Genomic DNA, 17,108 nt, shown 5'->3' on the forward strand with positions numbered 1-17,108 from the left:
GGTCGAGCGCAAGCCCCCCGCGCGGAGCCGGTCGATCAGCGCTCCGCGCGGCGCACCCCCTTACGCACTCGCGGTCGCCGTCGTCAGCGAATGCGCGCGCAACCAGTTCGCGACCGCCGTGCCGATCGCATCGGGCTGATCCTCCGGAGCGTGGTGTCCGCCCTGGCCGACCGAGACGACCTCGGCGCTGGCGAAAGTCTCGCCGGCCCAGGCGATCACCTCGGACGAGCCGAGCCCGACCCCGTTGTCCAGCCCCATGAGCAGCTTCGGCACCTCGGGACTCCGGGCTGCCCACTGGTCGTAGTTCTGCACCAGCGCAACCACATCGGCGGGCGAGCCGTCCAACGGGAATTCGCGCGACCAGGCCAGCATCGGCTTGCGTGATTCCGGTGTCGGGAAGGGCGCGCGGTACACATCGTGATCTTCGGGCGACAGGTCGACAACGCCCCTCGGCAGGTTGAACTCGATGAACATATTCTCCTCGAGCACCATTCGCTCGCCCTCGGCCGAGCGGAACTTGCGGAACAGTTCGGCGCCGAGCGGCGGGAGATCGTCCCAGCTCATCGGCCGCAGGAACGTCTCGATCAGTGCGATGCCGCGAATGCGGTCGGGATGCCGTGCGGCCCAGTGCATGCCGAGCGCGCCACCCCAGTCGTGGCCCACGATGACGACCTGATCGAGGCCGAGTGCATCGAACCAGGCGTCCAGGTAGCGGGCGTGATCCTCGAGCCGGTAGGCGCTATCCGGCTTCCCGGACGCGCCCATGCCGATCAGATCCGGCGCGAGTACCCGGGTTTGCCCGGCGACATGCGGGAGCACATTGCGCCACAGGTGCGATGAGGTGGGGTTGCCGTGCAGGAACACCACCGGTACCGAACCGGAACCGGTATCGGTGTAGTTGATGAACGAGTCGAGAACGTCGACGGTAGCCATGATGCGGGTCCTTCCTTGATCCTGCTCTGTGCCTGCACCCGGTTTCGACACACACTCCGTGCCCGTTGTGACAGCCGCACGATGTGACGCTCGTCACCCATCGGACCCTGCCTGCCGCCGCCCACCCGGAACGGAGCTCAACACAACCGCAGGTAAACCTAATTCCGTATGTGAGTAGTACATACTTCAAACACTCATCGCGGAATTCAGGAGATTCTCAGAATTAGGTAAAGGGTTTACAAAGGAATTCGGACTGATCTACTGTCTATCTACGTAAGAACAATGAAGTTCGCACACAGACCGTCACAAGGAGTCACCCGCGGTACGACGACTCGACGAGACTTCCCTCATCAGCCTCGTGGAGTCGCCCGAACGGATCATCTGGACTGGACACCCGGCCCGTTCACTCGCCAGCGGGACCAACTCCTTCGTGACACGACCGCCCCTGAGTCGGCGCCGGCACGGCGACTCAGGGGCGGTTTTGTGTGTGCCGGACACAAACCGCTCGGTCACATTGCCGCACAGAACGTTCTCCCACTGGATGTGCCGAACGTCATACGTGACAATCACATACGGGACGGGCGGCCGACGGTAGCTTGACGCCCGACAAATTCATCGGTGCGAGGCTAGGAAGTTCGATCGTTGTGAAGTGGTTGTCGTCCAGCCCCGTGCGTCGCGTACTCGCCGTTTGCGCACCCGTCGTCTTGGCCATTGTGGTCGCCGTCGCCTATTCCTTCTTCGACGACTGGACCGGTAAGAGCGGCGGCAAAGCGCCTGGTGCCGCCAGCGCCGCAACGATTTCCGGTAAGGACATCACCGCATTGCTCGGGCAGCTGGTCGACGCGCCGGAGGCAGCGATGGACGGCTACAGCCGCGAGAAGTTCCCGCACTGGGATACGAATAAGGCCGAGCACGGATTCGGCACCGAATTCGAGCAGTACAGCAAGTGCACCACCCGAGATGTGATGATGCTGCGCGACGCCACCGGCTCGGTCGAACTCGACCCGAAGACCTGCCAACTCACCGTCGGCAAGGACGGCGGCTGGCGCGACCAGTACGGATTCCTCGACTCGAAGACCGGAAAACTCAAGCCCTACAAGTGGATGACCGATCCGGCCACCGTCGATGCCGAGCACATCGTGCCGTTGGCCGAGGCCTGGCGCTCGGGTGCGGACAAGCGTGATGAAGATACCCGCCGCCGCATTGCCAATGACGCCATCAATCTCATCGCCTCCGATCCGTCGGCCAATCGCTCCAAGGGCGATCAAGACGCCGCGAACTATCTGCCGCCGGGAAACTTCCGGTGTGGCTATATCGAGCACTATGTCAAGATCAAAGTAAAATACGCGCTGACCGTTGATCCCGCCGAACACACCGCACTGCGCAACGCAGTCGATGACTGCGTCCGTCGAGGAGAGTTCAAATAAGCGACATCATCGAGATTTCCGTCAAGGCAGCCGTCATGACCGAGGAGGAAGGGACGGTTTCCGGCGAGCTCGATGTCGCTGTCGACGACACGGGTAAGGGTCTGGTCCGCTATCGCGGCAACGAGACCTGGTACACCATCGGCAATATCGAATCCGAACCACCGCGCACCTGGACCACCGTTGCCGAACTCGCGGCCGCCATCGAAGCCAACGCGGGAACCCGTGACGTGGCGGGCAATATCGTGCCGTTCGAGGCCTGACCGCCGAGTCACATTGCCGCCGGTCGGAGTTCCGGATCGGCCGTACCGAACCTACATCGGCAAGGTGCTCCATTGCAGCGACCAGGCTGCCGCAGCGCGAGGAATACTGATGCACCCATGTGACCGGGCAGATTCGAATCAAGGCGGCCGATCGGCCCTGGATCACCCAGGCCGAAAAGGCCGCCATGACACGCGAACCCAACGGCTGCCCTGACTCAGGGCATGGTGATGACGACCTTGCCGAACGGATTGTCGTCGCGGAAGTACCGGTACGCCTCCACCGCCTGATCGAGTGGAAATGTCCGATCGATGACCGGGCGCACGCGGTGTTCGGTGATGGTCCGGTTCATTGCCTCGAAATCGTCGCGGCTGCCGACCGCGATCCGGCGGATCCCGAGATACGGTCCGACGAACGGATTCTCGAATGGCTGTCCCTTCGGCAGCTGCGATGCGCCGATCATGGTGATCATTGCGTTGTATCCGGCCGAGCGCACCGATTTCGACAGGGTGGGCAGCCCGACGGCCTCCACCACATGTTCGACACCGTGTCCATCGGTGAGTTCGAGTACCTTCTCGTCCCAGTCGGGTGTCTCGCTCCGGTCGACGGTCTCGTCCGCGCCGAGCTTGTGCAACCGCTCCGCCTTATCCGGGCCCGAGGTGATCGAAATGACCCGGGCACCCAGTGTTTTCGCGTACTGCACGGCGAACAGCGCAACGGTGCCACTGCCCACGGTCAGCACCGTCTCACCCGGTCCGACCGGCGCGGGTTTCGTCAGCGCTGCCCAGGCGACGACTCCCGCGCAGGTCAGCGTGGCCGCCTCGATATCGGTGAGATGGTCGGGCACATGCACCACCGAATCCTGTTCGAGCACGGCGTAAGTGGCGAGCATGCCGTTGTAGTTGGCGCCGTACTGCTCGGCGACCAGGGCCAGCCGCTGCGGCCCGCTGACGAAGCGCACGAAGTACGTGGCGGTGACCCGGTCGCCGAGCGCGGTGCGAGTCACATTGTCGCCCACGGCGATGACCTCTCCCACCCCATCGGAGAGCGGAACAATATCCGGGGTCGCAGGCAGCGGATAGATGCCGTCCATCAGCATCAGATCCCGCCTGTTCACCGAGGCCGCCCGCACCTTGATGACCACCTGATTCGGCCCCGGCACCGGCACCTCCTGCTCCCGAACGGTCAGCCCGGCCAGGCCGTGCAGTGGATCGAGGTGGTAGGCAATGGCATTCATGATCTGCTCTCTCAGTTCTCGGTAGCAATCGAAAAATCAGTGGTCGGCACGAACAGCGCCTCGAAGGGGGCGTCACCGACACCGACGGTGACGTGCCCCTGCCCGTCGGTGTCCTCGACATGGACGAGATCGCCGGGGCCGAAGCGCCGGCTGCGGCCGTCACTCGTGGTCACCTCGATCAGGCCGCGCAGCATAACGACCCACTGTTCGGCCGGAGCCGGATGCGGGTCGCTATCGAATTGCGCACTGCGCAAATACGTCACGGCCGCCGCCGACGACAATCCGGCAACGGCCATCGCGGGGACACCCGTGGCCAGGGTGCGATCGGCCAAAGCCAGTTCGGCGTCGACGAATCGCGAACCGCCGTCCGCGGTGCGCACGATCCGGCTGTACCGCAACGTCTTCGCCAGCCCGGCCGCACGCACCGCACTCATCGCACGCCCTCGATGAACTGGTGGTCAAAGGTGATGCGGCCGTCGGCGTCGAGGCCGATGACCTCGTAGCCGCCGCCCGCGACAGAGCCGTCGGCGCGCGCGACCATCGACCACGGCAGGCCGATCAGACCGGCGGGCAGTTCGGTGGGCTCGCCCACCTCGAAGAGGTATTCGCCGGAGGCGACGAACATCTCGTAGGCGCGGGTCACCCGTGCCTGCATCGCGTCGTGGCCGCGCACTTCCAGTGCGGGTACCGCGAAGTTCAGTTGGGCGGCCGCCTGCCGAATCTCCAGCGGCGGATCGACCAGGGTCTGCGCACCGGACGGGGCCCAGATCTCGTGGATCAGCTTGCGGCGCAGTTCCGGGTCGGACTCGTTCCACTGGGCCATGTAGCGCTCGGCGAAGGCGGTCAGGTCGTTGTCATCGAATCGCTTGCTCATGGCTCAGAGTTTTACGAGCGCGACGCCGCCGCGCGATTCCCTCCAGGGAATGACACCGATGAAGCGCGCGGGTGGCCCGTTGATTCCCTGTCGGGAATGGCGCGGGTGCGCCGGGTCGGATATCACTGGAGTCATGACCACGGTGGTAGAGCCAAGTCCGTTCGCGCAGCAGTTGCGGCACTGGCGTACGCAACGGCACGTGAGCCAGCTCGACCTGGCCATTCGCGCCGATACCAGCCAGCGCTATCTGAGCTTCCTGGAGCAGGGACGCTCGCGGCCGGGTCGCACCATGGTGGTGCGGCTGGCCGAATCGCTGGAGCTGTCGCTGCGCGAGCGCAACGGTTTGCTGCTCGCCGCGGGATACGCCCCGGTGTTCCCCGAATCCGACCTGGACACACCGGAATTGGGCCCGGTCCGGACCGCACTGGAGCGCATTCTCGACGGGCACCTGCCCTACCCTGCGGTCGTCACCCGCCCCTACGGCCGACTCGTCGCCGCCAACGCCGCCTTCGACATCCTCACCGAAGGGGCCGCGGCGGAACTGATCACCCCACCGATCAATGTGCTCCGCCTGGCCCTACACCCCGATGGGCTGGCCCGACGCGTACAGAACCTGCCCGAATGGGGCCGCCACGTTACCGAAAGCCTGCGCGGCAAGGCCCTGCGCAGCCCGGACACCCACCTCGACGAATTCATCGCCGAACTCGAGAGCTACCTCCCCGAAGCCACCCTGGGCCCCGACCACCTCGGCTTCGCCGTCCCCCTACGCCTGAGCAGCCCCGACGGCGAACTCCGCCTCATCACCACGATCACCAGCTTCGCCACCGCCGTCGACATCACCCTCTCCGAACTCCACCTCGAGGCCTTCCTCCCCGCCGACGACCAGACCGCCGAAATCCTCCGCCACCGCGCCGACCAACGCCAATCCACTGCCGCGTCCAGATAGCTCCTCCCGTCCAGGCAACGGTCGAAGGTAGTCGAGTGGTGGTCGCCAAGGCCGTATTCGACGCCACATGACTACGCTCGGCGAGTAGCCGAAGTGGTGAAGCAGCAAGCTATCTGGATGGGGGACTAGTGATCTCGCGCTCTCCGCGCACCGAGCGGCCCGCGGGCGCCGCCATGCGTAACCGATGTGCGGGATGCACGCGCAAGTCAGGCGCTAGGCATCGCTGGCCAGTCTGTCCGAGACGTGTCGGGTGAAGGCTCGGCCGATCGACGATGACGGTTGATCGCCGACCCACAGAATTGACAGGCGTGTTCGGATTGCGACTGGACCGATCGGATGGGCACGCACGCCTGGCGTTCGGGCGACCGGTTCTGGGAGGATCGCGATGCCCAGACCTGCGCTTGCGAGGTCGCGCAAGGTGGCTGGGGTGTTCGCTTCGAACCTGATATCGAGGGCGATGCCTTCCTGGTGGCAGGCGTGATCTAGCGCGGCGCGAGTGCCGGTCCCGATCGGCAAGGTCGCGACCGGTCGGTCGACAAGGTCATGCAGGGTGAGCATCCGGCAGGATGGCCACTGACCGTACGAGGGCGCGGCAATGGCAACGAGTGGTTCGTTTGCGACGAGGATTCCATCCAGTCTGTCTATCGATTCATGGCACGACGCCACCACCGCTGCGTCGAGCCTGTTGGTCAGCAACAGTTCTGTCAGGCGCTCACTGCGATCCTCGACAAGGGACAGTTCGATAGCTGGATGTTGCTCATGGAAGGATGCGACGAGGCCTATCAGATCGAAGTCGACCGATGCGACCGAGCCTAGTCGGAGTCGGCCGCGCAACAGGCCGGTGACCTCGTCAGCCATTGACTGCATCTTGCTCGTCGCTGCCACGGCCAGGCGTGCGTCGCCGAGGACCAACTGGCCGAAGTCAGTGAGGGTCACCCGCCTTCCAGTCCGGTCGAAGAGGCGTTGCCCCAGCTCGTGCTCGAGCCGGCTGATGTGCAAGCTGACTGCCGGCTGGGTCAGATGCTGAGCAGCCGCGGCCCGCGTGAACCCCTCCTCATCGACCACCGCGAGAAACGAACGGAGTTGCGCCAATTCCATAACACACTGTTATCACAGGGATTTGAAAGATCACTTGGACTAATCACGGCCCGGCTGTGAGAGTAGTGCACGGCGAAGACACACGGCCGATGCCGCTGAGACGCCTGCCCACGACATCGCGATATGGCGGTCTCGGCCCGACATTGGCTGCCGACGCGGACCGCGGAGGGCTCAGCTCCAAACGATCAATCACCAAGGAGTATCCGAATGGGATCCACGCTCAACCCCTGCATCGTGTTCGACGGGAACGCCCGGGAAGCCCTGCAGTTCTACCAAAGTGTCCTCGGAGGTGAACTCCACATCGGCACGGTGGCGGACTTCGGATCCCCGGACGCGCCCGACGCAGACAACGTTATGCACGCGGTGCTTTCGTCGCCTACCGGATACACCATCATGGGCTGGGATGCTCCGGAGCGCGTGGAATACCGGCCAGGAACGAACGTAGCGATCTTCATCGGTGGAGACGATTCCCAGATCCGCGACTACTACGAAAAGCTGTCGGCCGATGGCACGGTGACACTGCCGTTGGAGAAGCAGTCCTGGGGCGACGAAGCGGGATCGCTAATCGACAAGTTCGGTATCAGCTGGATGTTCAACATCACCCGGCCCTGATCCTGACCCAACCTCGACCGGTCTTCGACCCCACATTCTCAGCCGACCGCAACCAACCCTGACGTCGTCCAGCGAATCAAGCGATGCGGCGGGACCAGAAGCGGCCCGCCTCGCGAATAGCGTTCGAACTCAACGAAACCGGCGCCGCCATAAGCCGTCGTACCGTCACCAGGGTCCTCGCCCAACTCGGCCTCAACCGGCGACGGTTCATCGATCCCGACGGTGACTCGAACCGCACACCTCAGGTGATTGTCGCCAAGCGGCCCGGGCACATGGTGCACGTCGATGTGAAGAAGGTCCGGCGCATCCCCGACGGCGGGTGGCGCGCCCACGGCCGCGACTCCGACCAAGCCCGCTGGCCGAAGCGTTCCTCTACTCCCGCACCTGGACCTCAGAACAGCAACGCTCTAATGCTGTCGCTGTGTGGAACGTGCACGACAACTACCAGTGACCGCACGGTGCGGCCGACGGCAAACCACCAGCTCCCGCCGTCACCAACGTCGGGGCCTCATACATCTAGCCGGTTCACCACATGTGCCCTGCGGCCCGCAGGTGGTCGTACACCAGGTCGATGTGGGGGCGGGAGGTGGTGCCAGGGCGGCGGACCAGGAAGCCGGTATTGATGGGTGGGTCGTCGGGTTCGAGTAGCGGGACCAAGGTGCCGGCGGCCAGCTCGGCGGTGCAGAGATAGCGCGGGAGGACGCTGATGCCTGCGCCCGCGGCGACCGTCGCGGTTATCGCGCGCAGATCGGCGACGACCACCGAGGGTTCGGCGGTGAGGCGGACGCCGAATATGTGTCGCCAGTAGCGGCGCAGGATCGGTAGGTCGGCGGAGTAGCTGATCAGGGGTAGGCCCGTCAGGGCCGCCGGACCCTCGGCGCGCAACCGTGCGGTGTCGATGCGTTCGGCCATTTCGGGCGCGGCGACCAGGACGAATTCCTCATCGGCGAGCGGTTCGGCGACCAGTGCCCGGCCGCGCGGGCGCACCGTGGACACGATGAGGTCATAGTGTCCGGCGCGCAGCCCGGCCAGCAGTTCATCGGACAGCCCCGCGGTGACCGTCAGCCGGACACCGCTCGCGATCAAGCGCGCCAGTGCCGGAAGTGCCTGCACCGCAAGCAGTTCGGCGGGTCCGGCCAAACGCACCGGCGGCTGCGGCACCGGTTCGGCGGGTACGGCACGACCAGCGATCCCATCGAGGGCGTCCACCGGCCCAGCCACCCGCGCCGCCAACTCCACGGCCGCCGCCGTCGAAACCACTCCGCGCGGCAGCCGCTCGAACAACCGATAACCCAGCCGCTTCTCCAACGCCTGCAACTGAGTCGTCACCGTCGGCTGCGATAACCCGACCAGCCGAGCACCCGCCGTCACCGAACCCGCCCGATGCACCGCCAGGAATGTCCGCAGCTGATTCAAATCGAGATTGCCATCGGAATCCCTATCGCTCACGCACCAAGTGTATTTCTCTCCCGATGTTCGAACAGCCCGTTCCCGAGCACGGCCCCCGCGCTCGACGATCCGAAATCCGTCCCGGTTCGGCCCGCCGGATCGCAAGCGTCAACGCGGCTGCACGGCCGCGAGGACTTCCGGCCCACGGTCCGACAACCGCCGCTCGGCAAGGCGAGCACCGAGAACCGCACCCATGACCCCGATCGCGATCCCCAGCGGCAGCGCCAGCCACTGCACGGCGGTGAGGTCGAGAACTCGGCCGATGACCAGCACGATCAGTACGGGAATGGCCGCGACCAGTTGGCCCAAACTGGTGCTGATTTGGACCAGAGCCTTCGCACAGCCCGGATTTCCGGAGGAGGCGAAGGGATTTCCGGTTCGCGGCGGCAGCGGATAGGGCGCGGTCACCGATAGGAATACCGCGGAACCCGCACCGACGCCGAGCACGACGAACAGCAGCGACAGCGTCCAGGGGTACATCGACCAGCGGCCGAGCGCACCCGGCAACACCACCGCGAGCAGCAGTGTCGGCAGCCCGATCACCAACAGCAGGGCCAGCAGTCGTCCGCGCACATCCGCGCGCACCGCACCGGGTGTCACCAAGGTCTGCCAGAGCGCGGTGCCGTCGTAGCCGTAGAGATTATTGGCGGCCAGTCCCGCAAACCATGCCGCACTCACACCCGCGAACACCACACCACGCGAACTGTCGCCCTGTATTGCCGGAAATACCGGAAGCAGCGCTCCGACCAACAACACCGGCAGCAGCGCCGCACGCCGTCGGCTATCGCGCGACCAGGTCCGCAACTCCTTGACCACCACCGCACCGACCGGCCCACTCGGCCGCACCCGGCCCAGCAGCATCCCCCGCCCGGCCGCACCGGATGTCGCTCCCATCGGCGCGATCAACCGCCGCCGCAACAGCACCGACCACGCCTGCCACAGCACCGCCGTCAGCGCGAACAGCCCGGCGAGTGCGAGCAACGCGAACAACCAATCGCCACGCGCCGCCGCGGCCACCGCATCCGGCGCCCAGCCGGAGGGCAGGACGCGCAGCAGATCCGCCAGCCATGGTGCCGATTCCCGCACCGCCTCCACGTGATTCAGCAGGAAGCTCATCGGGTAGTAGGCCAGCCCCGCAAGACCGGCGAGCAGCACCCCGAGATCGCGTCCTCGCCGCGACCGCATCGCCGCGCCGATCCACGCCAGCACCACGCGCGAGAGCACCACCACGAAGATCAACTGCAGCACCACACCGACCAGCGCGACCGCGGCCGCACCCCAACTCAGTTGCACCGCAAGCACGATCAGCCCGGAGAAGGCCAGCAGGTTGATCACCGGCGCTGGCCCGACGAAGGCCGCGGCCAACAGCCCGGTGGCCAACTGCCGATGGCTCAGGGGCAGCAGCCGCAGGTGTTCGGGCTGCACGGTCTCATCACTGCTGCCCATGAGCACCGGACCGCACAGCCAGCCGAGCGTCCAGATGCCGTACCAGGCGGCGGCGACGGTAATGCCACCGGCCACATCGCCGTCGCGAACCGCGAATCCGGTGAGGCCCGCCGTGCCCAGGGCGAAGACGAGACCGATCACCACGCCACTGACGAATGTGACCCCTTGCCAGCCATTGCCCAACGCACGCTTGGTCAGCAGCAACCGCATCCGGATCAGGACGCCAACCACGACAGCCCGTCCTCCCCGCCGACCCGGCCGCCGACCAACTGCACGAATGCCGCTTCCAGGCTGCTGTCCCCGCGCACCTCGTCGAGGGTGCCAACCGCCACCACCCGCCCCGCGGTAATCACCGCGACCCGGTCGCACAGGTTCTCCACCAGCGCCATCACATGACTCGACAGCACCACCGCACCGCCCGCCGCAACGAACCGCTGCAAAATGGTCCGAATCGTGCTCGCGGACACCGGATCCACCGCCTCGAACGGTTCGTCGAGCACCAGTAGTTTCGGCGCGTGCAACAGCGCCGCGGCCAACCCGATCTTCTTGCGCATGCCCGCGGAGTAGTCGACGACGAGAGTGCGTTCGGCACCGGTTAATTCGAATACCCCGAGCAATTCCTCGGCCCGCTCGGAAACCGTCTGCGCGGGCAGACCGCGCAGTAAGCCGGTGTAGGTCAACAGTTCTCGTCCGGTGAGACGTTCCGGTAGTGCCAGCCCGTCCGGCAGCACACCCGCCAGAGTTTTCGCGGTGATCGGATCGGCCCACACATCGACGTCGAAGATATGCGCCTGTCCACCGTCCGGCCGCAATAGCCCGCAGGCCATCGACAAGGTGGTTGTCTTGCCAGCACCATTCGGGCCGACCAACCCGAAGAACGAGCCCGGCGGCACCGTGAGGCCGACATTGTCGACCACCCACGGACCACCGAATCGCTTGTACAGCCCGGTCAATTGCAGCGCAGGATCGGTACGCACTGTCCCCCCTGAATTTCGATTCCCATCTCCAACCATACGGCTGACGCGGCCGTCGGGTTCGAAACCGGAACCGAATGCTGCCTGCCCCCGCATCGGGGGCAGGCAGCATCCCGCTACGCCCGCGAAGCAGCCAACTCCCGCTGCACCGGCGCATCCCAATCGATCCGATACCGCTGCTCGGCACCCAACGTCTTCTCCAGGTTCATCCCCTTCATCAGCAGCGGCATCAGCAATGGCATCATCCGGCGCGCCACCGGCCCCGGTGTCTTGCTGTGGTTGATCTTGCGCCCCCGAGCCGTGACACTCTCCACCCGCGGCCGCCGCACCCCTTCATAGGCGGCGAAGGCCGCGCTGTGCTCGGGCAGGTCCCGCAGGCACCGCGCCAACTGCACCGCGCTCTCGATGGCCATCGACGCCCCCTGGCCCGAACTATTGGACGGCGCGTGCACCGAATCCCCGACCAGTACCATGCGACCCCGGTACCAGGTCGGCACCGACGGCATAATGTGGAGTGCCCCAGTCGTTTCCAGATTTGCCGCGGTGGTCTTTCTGACGAATTCACCGCCCGGGGTGTCCTCGGCATAGGTCTCCCGCAGGATTCGCAACCAGTGCTCGGCCGGAATCGTCCGCGCCTCGGACAGCGTCAGGTACTCCTTGTACGGCAGATTGGCGCCCCACATGATCTTATCGTCGCCGACCGTTCCATAGAGGTAGTAGGCTTTCTTCCCGAATGCGAAAACCATTGTCTCCGGGGCGAGTCCGATCTCATTGTCGATCATCGCGCCGAATCCGATCATTCCGGTGTACTCGGGTCCCGGATTCTTCGGATCGATCAGACCGCGCACGGTGGATCGAATGCCGTCCGCGCCGATCAGCACATCGGCGGTGGCGGAACTGCCATCGGCGAAGTGCGCGGTAATGCCGTCAGCAGCCTCAGCGACGCTTACGAGTCGCTTGTTGTACTCGAAGGGAATACCCGTGGCGACCGCGTGGTCGTGCAGCATCCGGTGTAATTCGTTGCGGTCGACTATTTCCAACGATGGCACGTCCGATATGTCGGGCATCCGCAGCACTTTGCCGCCCACCGACATTTGGGAATGCGATACCGGACTCGCGATCGCGTGGAACAAATCGCCAGCGCCGATAATGTCAAGGGCAGCAACACCATTCGGCGCCAGAGCGAGCCCGCTGCCGACGCCGAACGTCGGACCGGGATAGGCCTCGTAGACGCGGGCCGCAATGCCCGCCTTGTGCAGTGCGGTGGCGGTGACCGGTCCGGCGATACCACCGCCGATGACAATGGCTGTTTCTGTGGTGGACATGGGTGTACTCCAATGTGTGCGATACGGGTTCATTCGAAGCCCGAACCGACCGCCCCACCGCACACCCAGTTATCCTGTGGTTGCCAGCCTTGTGGCCGGGTGCGCGCATGCGGACGCGGTTCGAGACGGTTTCATCGGGCTCGGCGGCGGTGTTGCCGCACCCCGCCGGGCCTGGTCTCAACTGATCGCTCCGCCCGGTGCCTGCCGGAATCCGGAGCGGACGTCTATTCCGTTATCCCCCTTTCCACCAGCTCGCCGACCTCGGCGGGCGTCATGCCGACGGCATGCATATGCCGCCAGAGATCGACACCGGGAAATGTGCCCGCGGCGATCTCGTCACGCAGCGACGCCGCCCACTCGGCCTCGGCTTCCAGCATCGCCACGCCGTATTCGGCTTCGATGACGAACAGCCTGGGCAGATTGGCCGCCGCGAGTTGATCGAGTTCTCGGCGCGCAGCGTCGATGGTGCGGCTCAGCGCGCCGATGCGCTGGCCGAGTAACTCGACGACCTCGTCCGGCGGCAGCCCCGCCGCGACGGAGAGTCCGGCAATGAACCGGTTGGGCTCCGGTTCCGGTTCAGCGATCAATTCCCTTGTCCAGTCGGCCATTTCGGCCCGACCGGCATCGGTGATCGCATAGATCGTGCGTTCCGGCCGAGCGCCGTCCCGCTCACTGCCGACGACCTCGAGGAAGCCCGCCTTCTCCATGTTCTGCACCACGGTGTACAGCGAGCCCCACTTGACGTCCATATCGCGGTCCTTGCCGCGCTCACGGATCGTCGACGCGATTTCGTAGCGGTGCATCGGCCGTTCGATGACAGCGGCGAACACCGCCAGCGCCAGCAGATTGTTCACCTTGCGCTTCGTGGCCATGGGCACCTCCTTACTCGTCTACGAATATACGTCTACGAGTATTCGGCCGCAAGTATTAGACGTGCGCGACTTCCTGCTCCCTGGCCTGCTCATCGAGGATTTTGGCGGCGATATTCGCCAAGGCCTGATCGAGCAGCGCCCGGTCGGCGGGATCGGAGCAGTCCCAGTCGTCGAGCCGGGCGCCGAGCCAGCGCTGCCACGATGCCCGGATCTGGTCGACTTCGGCCCGGCCGGTATCCGTAAGTCGCAGGCCACCAGCGTCTTCGGTCAGATATCCGCAGCCGATCACCCGGTCGTAGATCGGTTCGATGACCTCATCCGGCAGCTTGTGCACCTCCGCGATCGCGTCGAGGGTCGCCGCACCCCTGATCCGGGTGTGCAGGTAGACCTGCCCCAGCGCCCAGGCTTCGCCGCGACTCAGATCGCTGCCCGCGTCGGCGAGAATGCGCGGAGCGACGGGTCCCTCGGCCCGCGCCTTGCGCATGGTGTCCGAGACGGCACGCTCCAGGTACACCAAGCGGTCCGAGGGCTCCGGCATCGAAAAGCCCTCGCCCACATCCGTCGCACCCGTTCGCGCGCTATCGCGCAGCGGCACCTCCTTCAGGAACCAGGCGACCACGAATCCGGCCAGCGCGACCGGCACCACCCATAGAAATACGTGATCGATGGAATCGGCGTATGCGTCGATGATCGGCGCCGACACCTCGGTCGGTAGCGCCCGCAAGGACTGCGGATTCGCGGCAACCTCCGGTGACACGACCCGAACCTGCATGAGTGCATGGGCCAGATTGGGACCGATCTGATCGGTGTACAACGTTCCGAAAATGGCGGTGCCGAAGGCACTTCCGACCGTGCGGAAGAAGGCGACACCGGAGGTCGCGGTGCCGAGTTGGGCATAGGGCACGGTGTTCTGCACGACGATGGTCAGCACCTGCATGGTCAGGCCGAGGCCGAGACCGAGCACGAGCATGTACAGCGATTCCAACCACACGCTGGTGGTCCGGCCCATGGTCGACATCAGATACAGCCCGAGCGCCATCACCAGCGTGCCCACGATCGGGAAGTACTTGTAGCGACCGGTCTGGCCGACCACCTGCCCGGAGATGATCGATGTGACGAACAACCCGACCACCAGCGGCAAGGTGCGCACCCCGGATACGGTCGCCGAAACACCGTTCACGTACTGCAGATACGCGGGCAGATAGGTCATCGAGCCGAGCATCGCGAACCCGACGATAAAGCTGAGGATCGAGCACACAGTGAAGACGCGGCTGCGGAACAGCCCCATCGGCAGCATCGGCTCCCTGGCCTGCAACTCCACCGCGACGAACGTGGCCAGCAGCACCACCGCGGCCGCGAACAGGCCGATGATCATCGGTGAGCCCCACGGATACTCCTGTCCGCCCCACTCCAGCCCGAGGATCAGACAGGAGACACCGGCCGCGACCAGCCCGATACCCGCGTAATCGATGATCGGCTTGACGACGGCCCGCATCCGAGGAATCGTGCGCGCGGCCATCGCGATCATGATCACCGCGACGGGCACATTGACGTAGAAGCACCACCGCCAGCTGGCGTGGTCGGTGAACAACCCACCCAATGTCGGGCCGATCACCGTGGTGACGCCGAAGACCGCGCCGAGCGCACCCTGATATTTGCCGCGCTGCCGCAGCGGAATGGTGTCGGCGATCAGCGCCATCGCGGTGACCATCAGGCCGCCGGCGCCGAAACCCTGGATGCCGCGGGCGATGATCAGCAGCGTCATCCCGTTCGCCAGGCCCGCGATCATCGAACCGACAATGAAGATCAGCGCGCTGAGCTGGAAGATCAGCTTGCGACCGAAGAGGTCGCCGAGTTTGCCCGCCAGCGCGGTCGCCACCGCCTCCGCCAGCAGATACGCCGTGACCACCCACGCCATCCGCCCGGCCTCGCCGAGATCGGCGACGATCGTGGGCAATGCGGTGGACACGATCGTCTGATCCAAGGCCGCCAGCAACATTCCCAGCACAATCGTGGCGAACACGATATTGGTCTTGGCCTTGCTCAACGGTTCAGGAACTTTTTCGGCGACAGCGAGTGCACCGGTCATTGACCCAGTATGGTCGGTTGCCGTCATTCCAGTTATCCAGCGACACGGCAGCGAATCACCCCGCCACCACTCAAATCCGTGATCCGATGCGCGCCACCCTTCCCCCGAAACTTACTCCAGAGTAAGGTCAGCCCATGGCGTGGAAACCGAATGAAATACCCGACCAGAGCGGGCGTACTTTCATTGTGACCGGAGCCAATGGCGGCCTCGGCGTCGAGACCACCACCGTGCTGGCGAGCAAGGGTGCGACGGTGGTCATGGCCTGCCGCAATGTCGTGAAGGCGCAGCCGATCGCCGACCGGATCGATGGCGATATCCGGGTCGAGCGACTGGATCTGGCGGATCTGGCATCGGTGCGCGAATTCGCCGACAAGACCGGCGAATTCGATGTGCTCATCAATAATGCCGGTCTGATGAACGTCCCGTTCTCGCGCACCAAGGACGGATTCGAGACCCAGTTCGGCGTCAACCACCTCGGCCATTTCGCACTCACCGGACTGCTACTCGATCGCCTGCGCGATCGGGTGGTGAGCCTGGCGAGCATCGCGCACAAGCAGACCCCGAAACTCTGGATCGACGACCTCAACTACGAGCACCGTCGCTACCGGCGCAACCTCGCCTACGCCCAGGCCAAACTCGCCAACCTGATGTTCGCCCGCGAACTGCAGCGACGGCTGACCGAGGCCGCATCGACCAAACGCTCCTACGCAGTGCACCCCGGCGTCTCCGCGACCGATCTGTTCGCCAGGACCGAGACCCCGCTGGACCGGTTCAGCAAACCGTTCATCCGCATCATCGGCCAGCCCCCGGCCAAGGCCGCGCAGTCCACCCTGTTCGCGGCCACCATGCCCGATGCCGATCCCACCATCTACTGGGGTCCGAACCGTTTGTTCCAGACCCAGGGCCCGGTCGAGCCCTCGCCGTCGAGCAAACTATCGAACAACCCGGAGCTGCTGCGCCGCCTCTGGGAGGAATCCGAGCGGATGACCGGGATCACCTACAAGTTCTGAAGGCGCGACCGCGCCGCCGACCTGCTCCTACGTACCGTGTAGTAGACAGGTACCGTAGTAACCGTGTCCGCTCCACCTCGCCGCTCGGCACACAATCGCCCGGCCCTTATCGTGCTGGTGATCGTGGCCGCCCTCGCCTGCCTGGCCTTGGGATGGTGGCAGTGGCAGCGGTTCGAATCGGCCAGCGGTACCGGGCAGAATCTCGGCTACGCACTGCAGTGGCCATTGTTCGCCGGATTCGCGATCTTCGCGTACTTCCGGTTCGTACGACTGGAGACCGAATCCGAGTCGGAGGAGGACGCGCAGGAGCCGACGGCCGAACAGGCTCCGGTGAAGGCGGCACGGACCTCGGCGCGGCGATCCGCGAAAGCCGATGCGCCGCGCGAGATTCCGGCAGGCCTGCTGCCCGAGCGCCCCAAGGCCATCCGGGACGAAGATCCGGAACTCGCCGAATACAACAGATATCTGGCCGAACTACACGCCAGCGACATCGACCAACAAGTCCGGGATGCGGGCCTACACGCCCGCGACACGCAGAGGAGCGCCGGTTGACCACCA

18 protein-coding genes are annotated in these 17,108 nt (G+C 65.2%); 6 read left to right on the forward strand and 12 right to left on the reverse strand.

Annotated elements, in window-relative coordinates:
* Window positions 1–60: 60 nt before the first annotated feature.
* On the reverse strand, window positions 61–933 hold the full coding sequence (locus ACWEO2_RS17015) for a haloalkane dehalogenase (RefSeq protein WP_452406150.1): 873 nt from the start codon (window positions 931–933) through the stop codon (window positions 61–63).
* A gap of 644 nt (window positions 934–1,577) precedes the next feature.
* Between ACWEO2_RS17015 and ACWEO2_RS17020 the strand changes: the two genes are divergently transcribed.
* Window positions 1,578–2,360, forward strand: a complete 783-nt coding sequence (locus tag ACWEO2_RS17020; RefSeq protein ID WP_452406151.1) for an HNH endonuclease family protein — start codon at window positions 1,578–1,580, stop codon at window positions 2,358–2,360.
* Between the two features lie 35 nt (window positions 2,361–2,395).
* Window positions 2,396–2,620: a hypothetical protein gene (locus ACWEO2_RS17025; RefSeq protein WP_452406152.1), complete on the forward strand. Its 225-nt coding sequence runs from the start codon at window positions 2,396–2,398 to the stop codon at window positions 2,618–2,620.
* A 215-nt stretch (window positions 2,621–2,835) separates the two neighbouring features.
* On the opposite strand, the gene ACWEO2_RS17030 is transcribed toward ACWEO2_RS17025, so the two are convergent.
* From ACWEO2_RS17030 to ACWEO2_RS17040, 3 genes are read right to left on the reverse strand one after another with little or no spacing between them, the layout of a single operon-like run.
* Window positions 2,836–3,855: a zinc-dependent alcohol dehydrogenase family protein gene (locus ACWEO2_RS17030; protein ID WP_452406153.1), complete on the reverse strand. Its 1,020-nt coding sequence runs from the start codon at window positions 3,853–3,855 to the stop codon at window positions 2,836–2,838.
* Window positions 3,856–3,866: 11 nt separating this feature from the next.
* On the reverse strand, window positions 3,867–4,289 hold the full coding sequence (locus ACWEO2_RS17035; RefSeq protein WP_452406154.1) for a hypothetical protein: 423 nt from the start codon (window positions 4,287–4,289) through the stop codon (window positions 3,867–3,869).
* Window positions 4,286–4,729 (reverse strand): hypothetical protein, encoded by a 444-nt coding sequence (locus tag ACWEO2_RS17040; RefSeq protein ID WP_452406155.1) that lies wholly within the window; start codon window positions 4,727–4,729, stop codon window positions 4,286–4,288. Before ACWEO2_RS17040 ends, ACWEO2_RS17035 begins: the two co-directional genes overlap by 4 nt.
* 133 nt (window positions 4,730–4,862) lie before the next feature.
* Here ACWEO2_RS17040 and ACWEO2_RS17045 point away from each other — a divergent pair, with 133 nt between their 5' ends.
* Window positions 4,863–5,675 (forward strand): helix-turn-helix domain-containing protein, encoded by an 813-nt coding sequence (locus ACWEO2_RS17045; protein ID WP_452406156.1) that lies wholly within the window; start codon window positions 4,863–4,865, stop codon window positions 5,673–5,675.
* Window positions 5,676–5,888: 213 nt separating this feature from the next.
* Here the strand turns inward: ACWEO2_RS17045 and ACWEO2_RS17050 are convergent, their stop codons facing one another.
* Complete coding sequence (locus ACWEO2_RS17050; protein ID WP_452406157.1) at window positions 5,889–6,773, reverse strand: LysR family transcriptional regulator; 885 nt, start codon at window positions 6,771–6,773, stop codon at window positions 5,889–5,891.
* A gap of 207 nt (window positions 6,774–6,980) precedes the next feature.
* On the opposite strand from ACWEO2_RS17050, the gene ACWEO2_RS17055 reads away from it, so the two are divergent.
* Window positions 6,981–7,385, forward strand: a complete 405-nt coding sequence (locus tag ACWEO2_RS17055; RefSeq protein ID WP_452406158.1) for a VOC family protein — start codon at window positions 6,981–6,983, stop codon at window positions 7,383–7,385.
* 38 nt (window positions 7,386–7,423) lie between these two features.
* Here the strand turns inward: ACWEO2_RS17055 and ACWEO2_RS17060 are convergent, their stop codons facing one another.
* The 7 genes from ACWEO2_RS17060 to ACWEO2_RS17090 form a co-directional block, all read right to left on the reverse strand.
* Window positions 7,424–7,717 carry a hypothetical protein gene (locus ACWEO2_RS17060; protein WP_452406196.1) on the reverse strand — a complete coding sequence of 98 codons (294 nt, stop codon included), beginning with the start codon at window positions 7,715–7,717 and terminating at the stop codon, window positions 7,424–7,426.
* A 193-nt stretch (window positions 7,718–7,910) separates the two neighbouring features.
* The gene (locus ACWEO2_RS17065; RefSeq protein WP_452406159.1) at window positions 7,911–8,834 is read right to left on the reverse strand and encodes a LysR family transcriptional regulator; all 924 of its coding nucleotides are present in this window, start codon (window positions 8,832–8,834) and stop codon (window positions 7,911–7,913) included.
* A gap of 108 nt (window positions 8,835–8,942) precedes the next feature.
* Window positions 8,943–10,511 carry a hypothetical protein gene (locus ACWEO2_RS17070; RefSeq protein ID WP_452406160.1) on the reverse strand — a complete coding sequence of 523 codons (1,569 nt, stop codon included), beginning with the start codon at window positions 10,509–10,511 and terminating at the stop codon, window positions 8,943–8,945.
* Window positions 10,496–11,293: an ABC transporter ATP-binding protein gene (locus ACWEO2_RS17075; protein WP_452406161.1), complete on the reverse strand. Its 798-nt coding sequence runs from the start codon at window positions 11,291–11,293 to the stop codon at window positions 10,496–10,498. Before ACWEO2_RS17075 ends, ACWEO2_RS17070 begins: the two co-directional genes overlap by 16 nt.
* Window positions 11,294–11,370: 77 nt before the next feature.
* The gene (locus tag ACWEO2_RS17080; protein WP_452406162.1) at window positions 11,371–12,579 is read right to left on the reverse strand and encodes an FAD-dependent oxidoreductase; all 1,209 of its coding nucleotides are present in this window, start codon (window positions 12,577–12,579) and stop codon (window positions 11,371–11,373) included.
* A gap of 224 nt (window positions 12,580–12,803) precedes the next feature.
* Window positions 12,804–13,451, reverse strand: coding sequence for a PadR family transcriptional regulator (locus ACWEO2_RS17085; protein WP_452406163.1), 648 nt, complete (start codon window positions 13,449–13,451; stop codon window positions 12,804–12,806).
* Window positions 13,452–13,506: 55 nt separating this feature from the next.
* Window positions 13,507–15,540, reverse strand: a complete 2,034-nt coding sequence (locus ACWEO2_RS17090) for a DHA2 family efflux MFS transporter permease subunit (protein ID WP_452406164.1) — start codon at window positions 15,538–15,540, stop codon at window positions 13,507–13,509.
* Window positions 15,541–15,674: 134 nt separating this feature from the next.
* On the opposite strand from ACWEO2_RS17090, the gene ACWEO2_RS17095 reads away from it, so the two are divergent.
* Together ACWEO2_RS17095 and ACWEO2_RS17100 are read left to right on the forward strand one after the other, a co-directional pair.
* Complete coding sequence (locus tag ACWEO2_RS17095) at window positions 15,675–16,550, forward strand: oxidoreductase (RefSeq protein WP_452406165.1); 876 nt, start codon at window positions 15,675–15,677, stop codon at window positions 16,548–16,550.
* A gap of 63 nt (window positions 16,551–16,613) precedes the next feature.
* A complete protein-coding gene (locus ACWEO2_RS17100) occupies window positions 16,614–17,102 on the forward strand; it encodes a transcriptional regulator (RefSeq protein ID WP_452406166.1) in 489 nt (162 codons plus the stop codon).
* Window positions 17,103–17,108 lie beyond the last annotated feature (6 nt).

The organism is Nocardia sp. NPDC004278, from assembly GCF_053602975.1.

Excerpts from the sequence above, each read along its gene's own strand:
- ACWEO2_RS17015 (WP_452406150.1), bottom strand. The coding sequence starts at position 933 with ATGGCTACCGTCGACGTTCTCGACTCGTTCATCAACTACACCGATACC.
- ACWEO2_RS17025 (WP_452406152.1), top strand. The coding sequence starts at position 2,396 with ATGACCGAGGAGGAAGGGACGGTTTCCGGCGAGCTCGATGTCGCTGTC.
- ACWEO2_RS17030 (WP_452406153.1), bottom strand. The coding sequence starts at position 3,855 with ATGAATGCCATTGCCTACCACCTCGATCCACTGCACGGCCTGGCCGGG.
- ACWEO2_RS17035 (WP_452406154.1), bottom strand. The coding sequence starts at position 4,289 with ATGAGTGCGGTGCGTGCGGCCGGGCTGGCGAAGACGTTGCGGTACAGC.
- ACWEO2_RS17040 (WP_452406155.1), bottom strand. The coding sequence starts at position 4,729 with ATGAGCAAGCGATTCGATGACAACGACCTGACCGCCTTCGCCGAGCGC.
- ACWEO2_RS17045 (WP_452406156.1), top strand. The coding sequence starts at position 4,863 with ATGACCACGGTGGTAGAGCCAAGTCCGTTCGCGCAGCAGTTGCGGCAC.
- ACWEO2_RS17050 (WP_452406157.1), bottom strand. The coding sequence starts at position 6,773 with ATGGAATTGGCGCAACTCCGTTCGTTTCTCGCGGTGGTCGATGAGGAG.
- ACWEO2_RS17055 (WP_452406158.1), top strand. The coding sequence starts at position 6,981 with ATGGGATCCACGCTCAACCCCTGCATCGTGTTCGACGGGAACGCCCGG.
- ACWEO2_RS17075 (WP_452406161.1), bottom strand. The coding sequence starts at position 11,293 with ATGGTTGGAGATGGGAATCGAAATTCAGGGGGGACAGTGCGTACCGAT.
- ACWEO2_RS17080 (WP_452406162.1), bottom strand. The coding sequence starts at position 12,579 with ATGTCCACCACAGAAACAGCCATTGTCATCGGCGGTGGTATCGCCGGA.
- ACWEO2_RS17085 (WP_452406163.1), bottom strand. The coding sequence starts at position 13,451 with ATGGCCACGAAGCGCAAGGTGAACAATCTGCTGGCGCTGGCGGTGTTC.
- ACWEO2_RS17090 (WP_452406164.1), bottom strand. The coding sequence starts at position 15,540 with ATGACCGGTGCACTCGCTGTCGCCGAAAAAGTTCCTGAACCGTTGAGC.
- ACWEO2_RS17095 (WP_452406165.1), top strand. The coding sequence starts at position 15,675 with ATGGCGTGGAAACCGAATGAAATACCCGACCAGAGCGGGCGTACTTTC.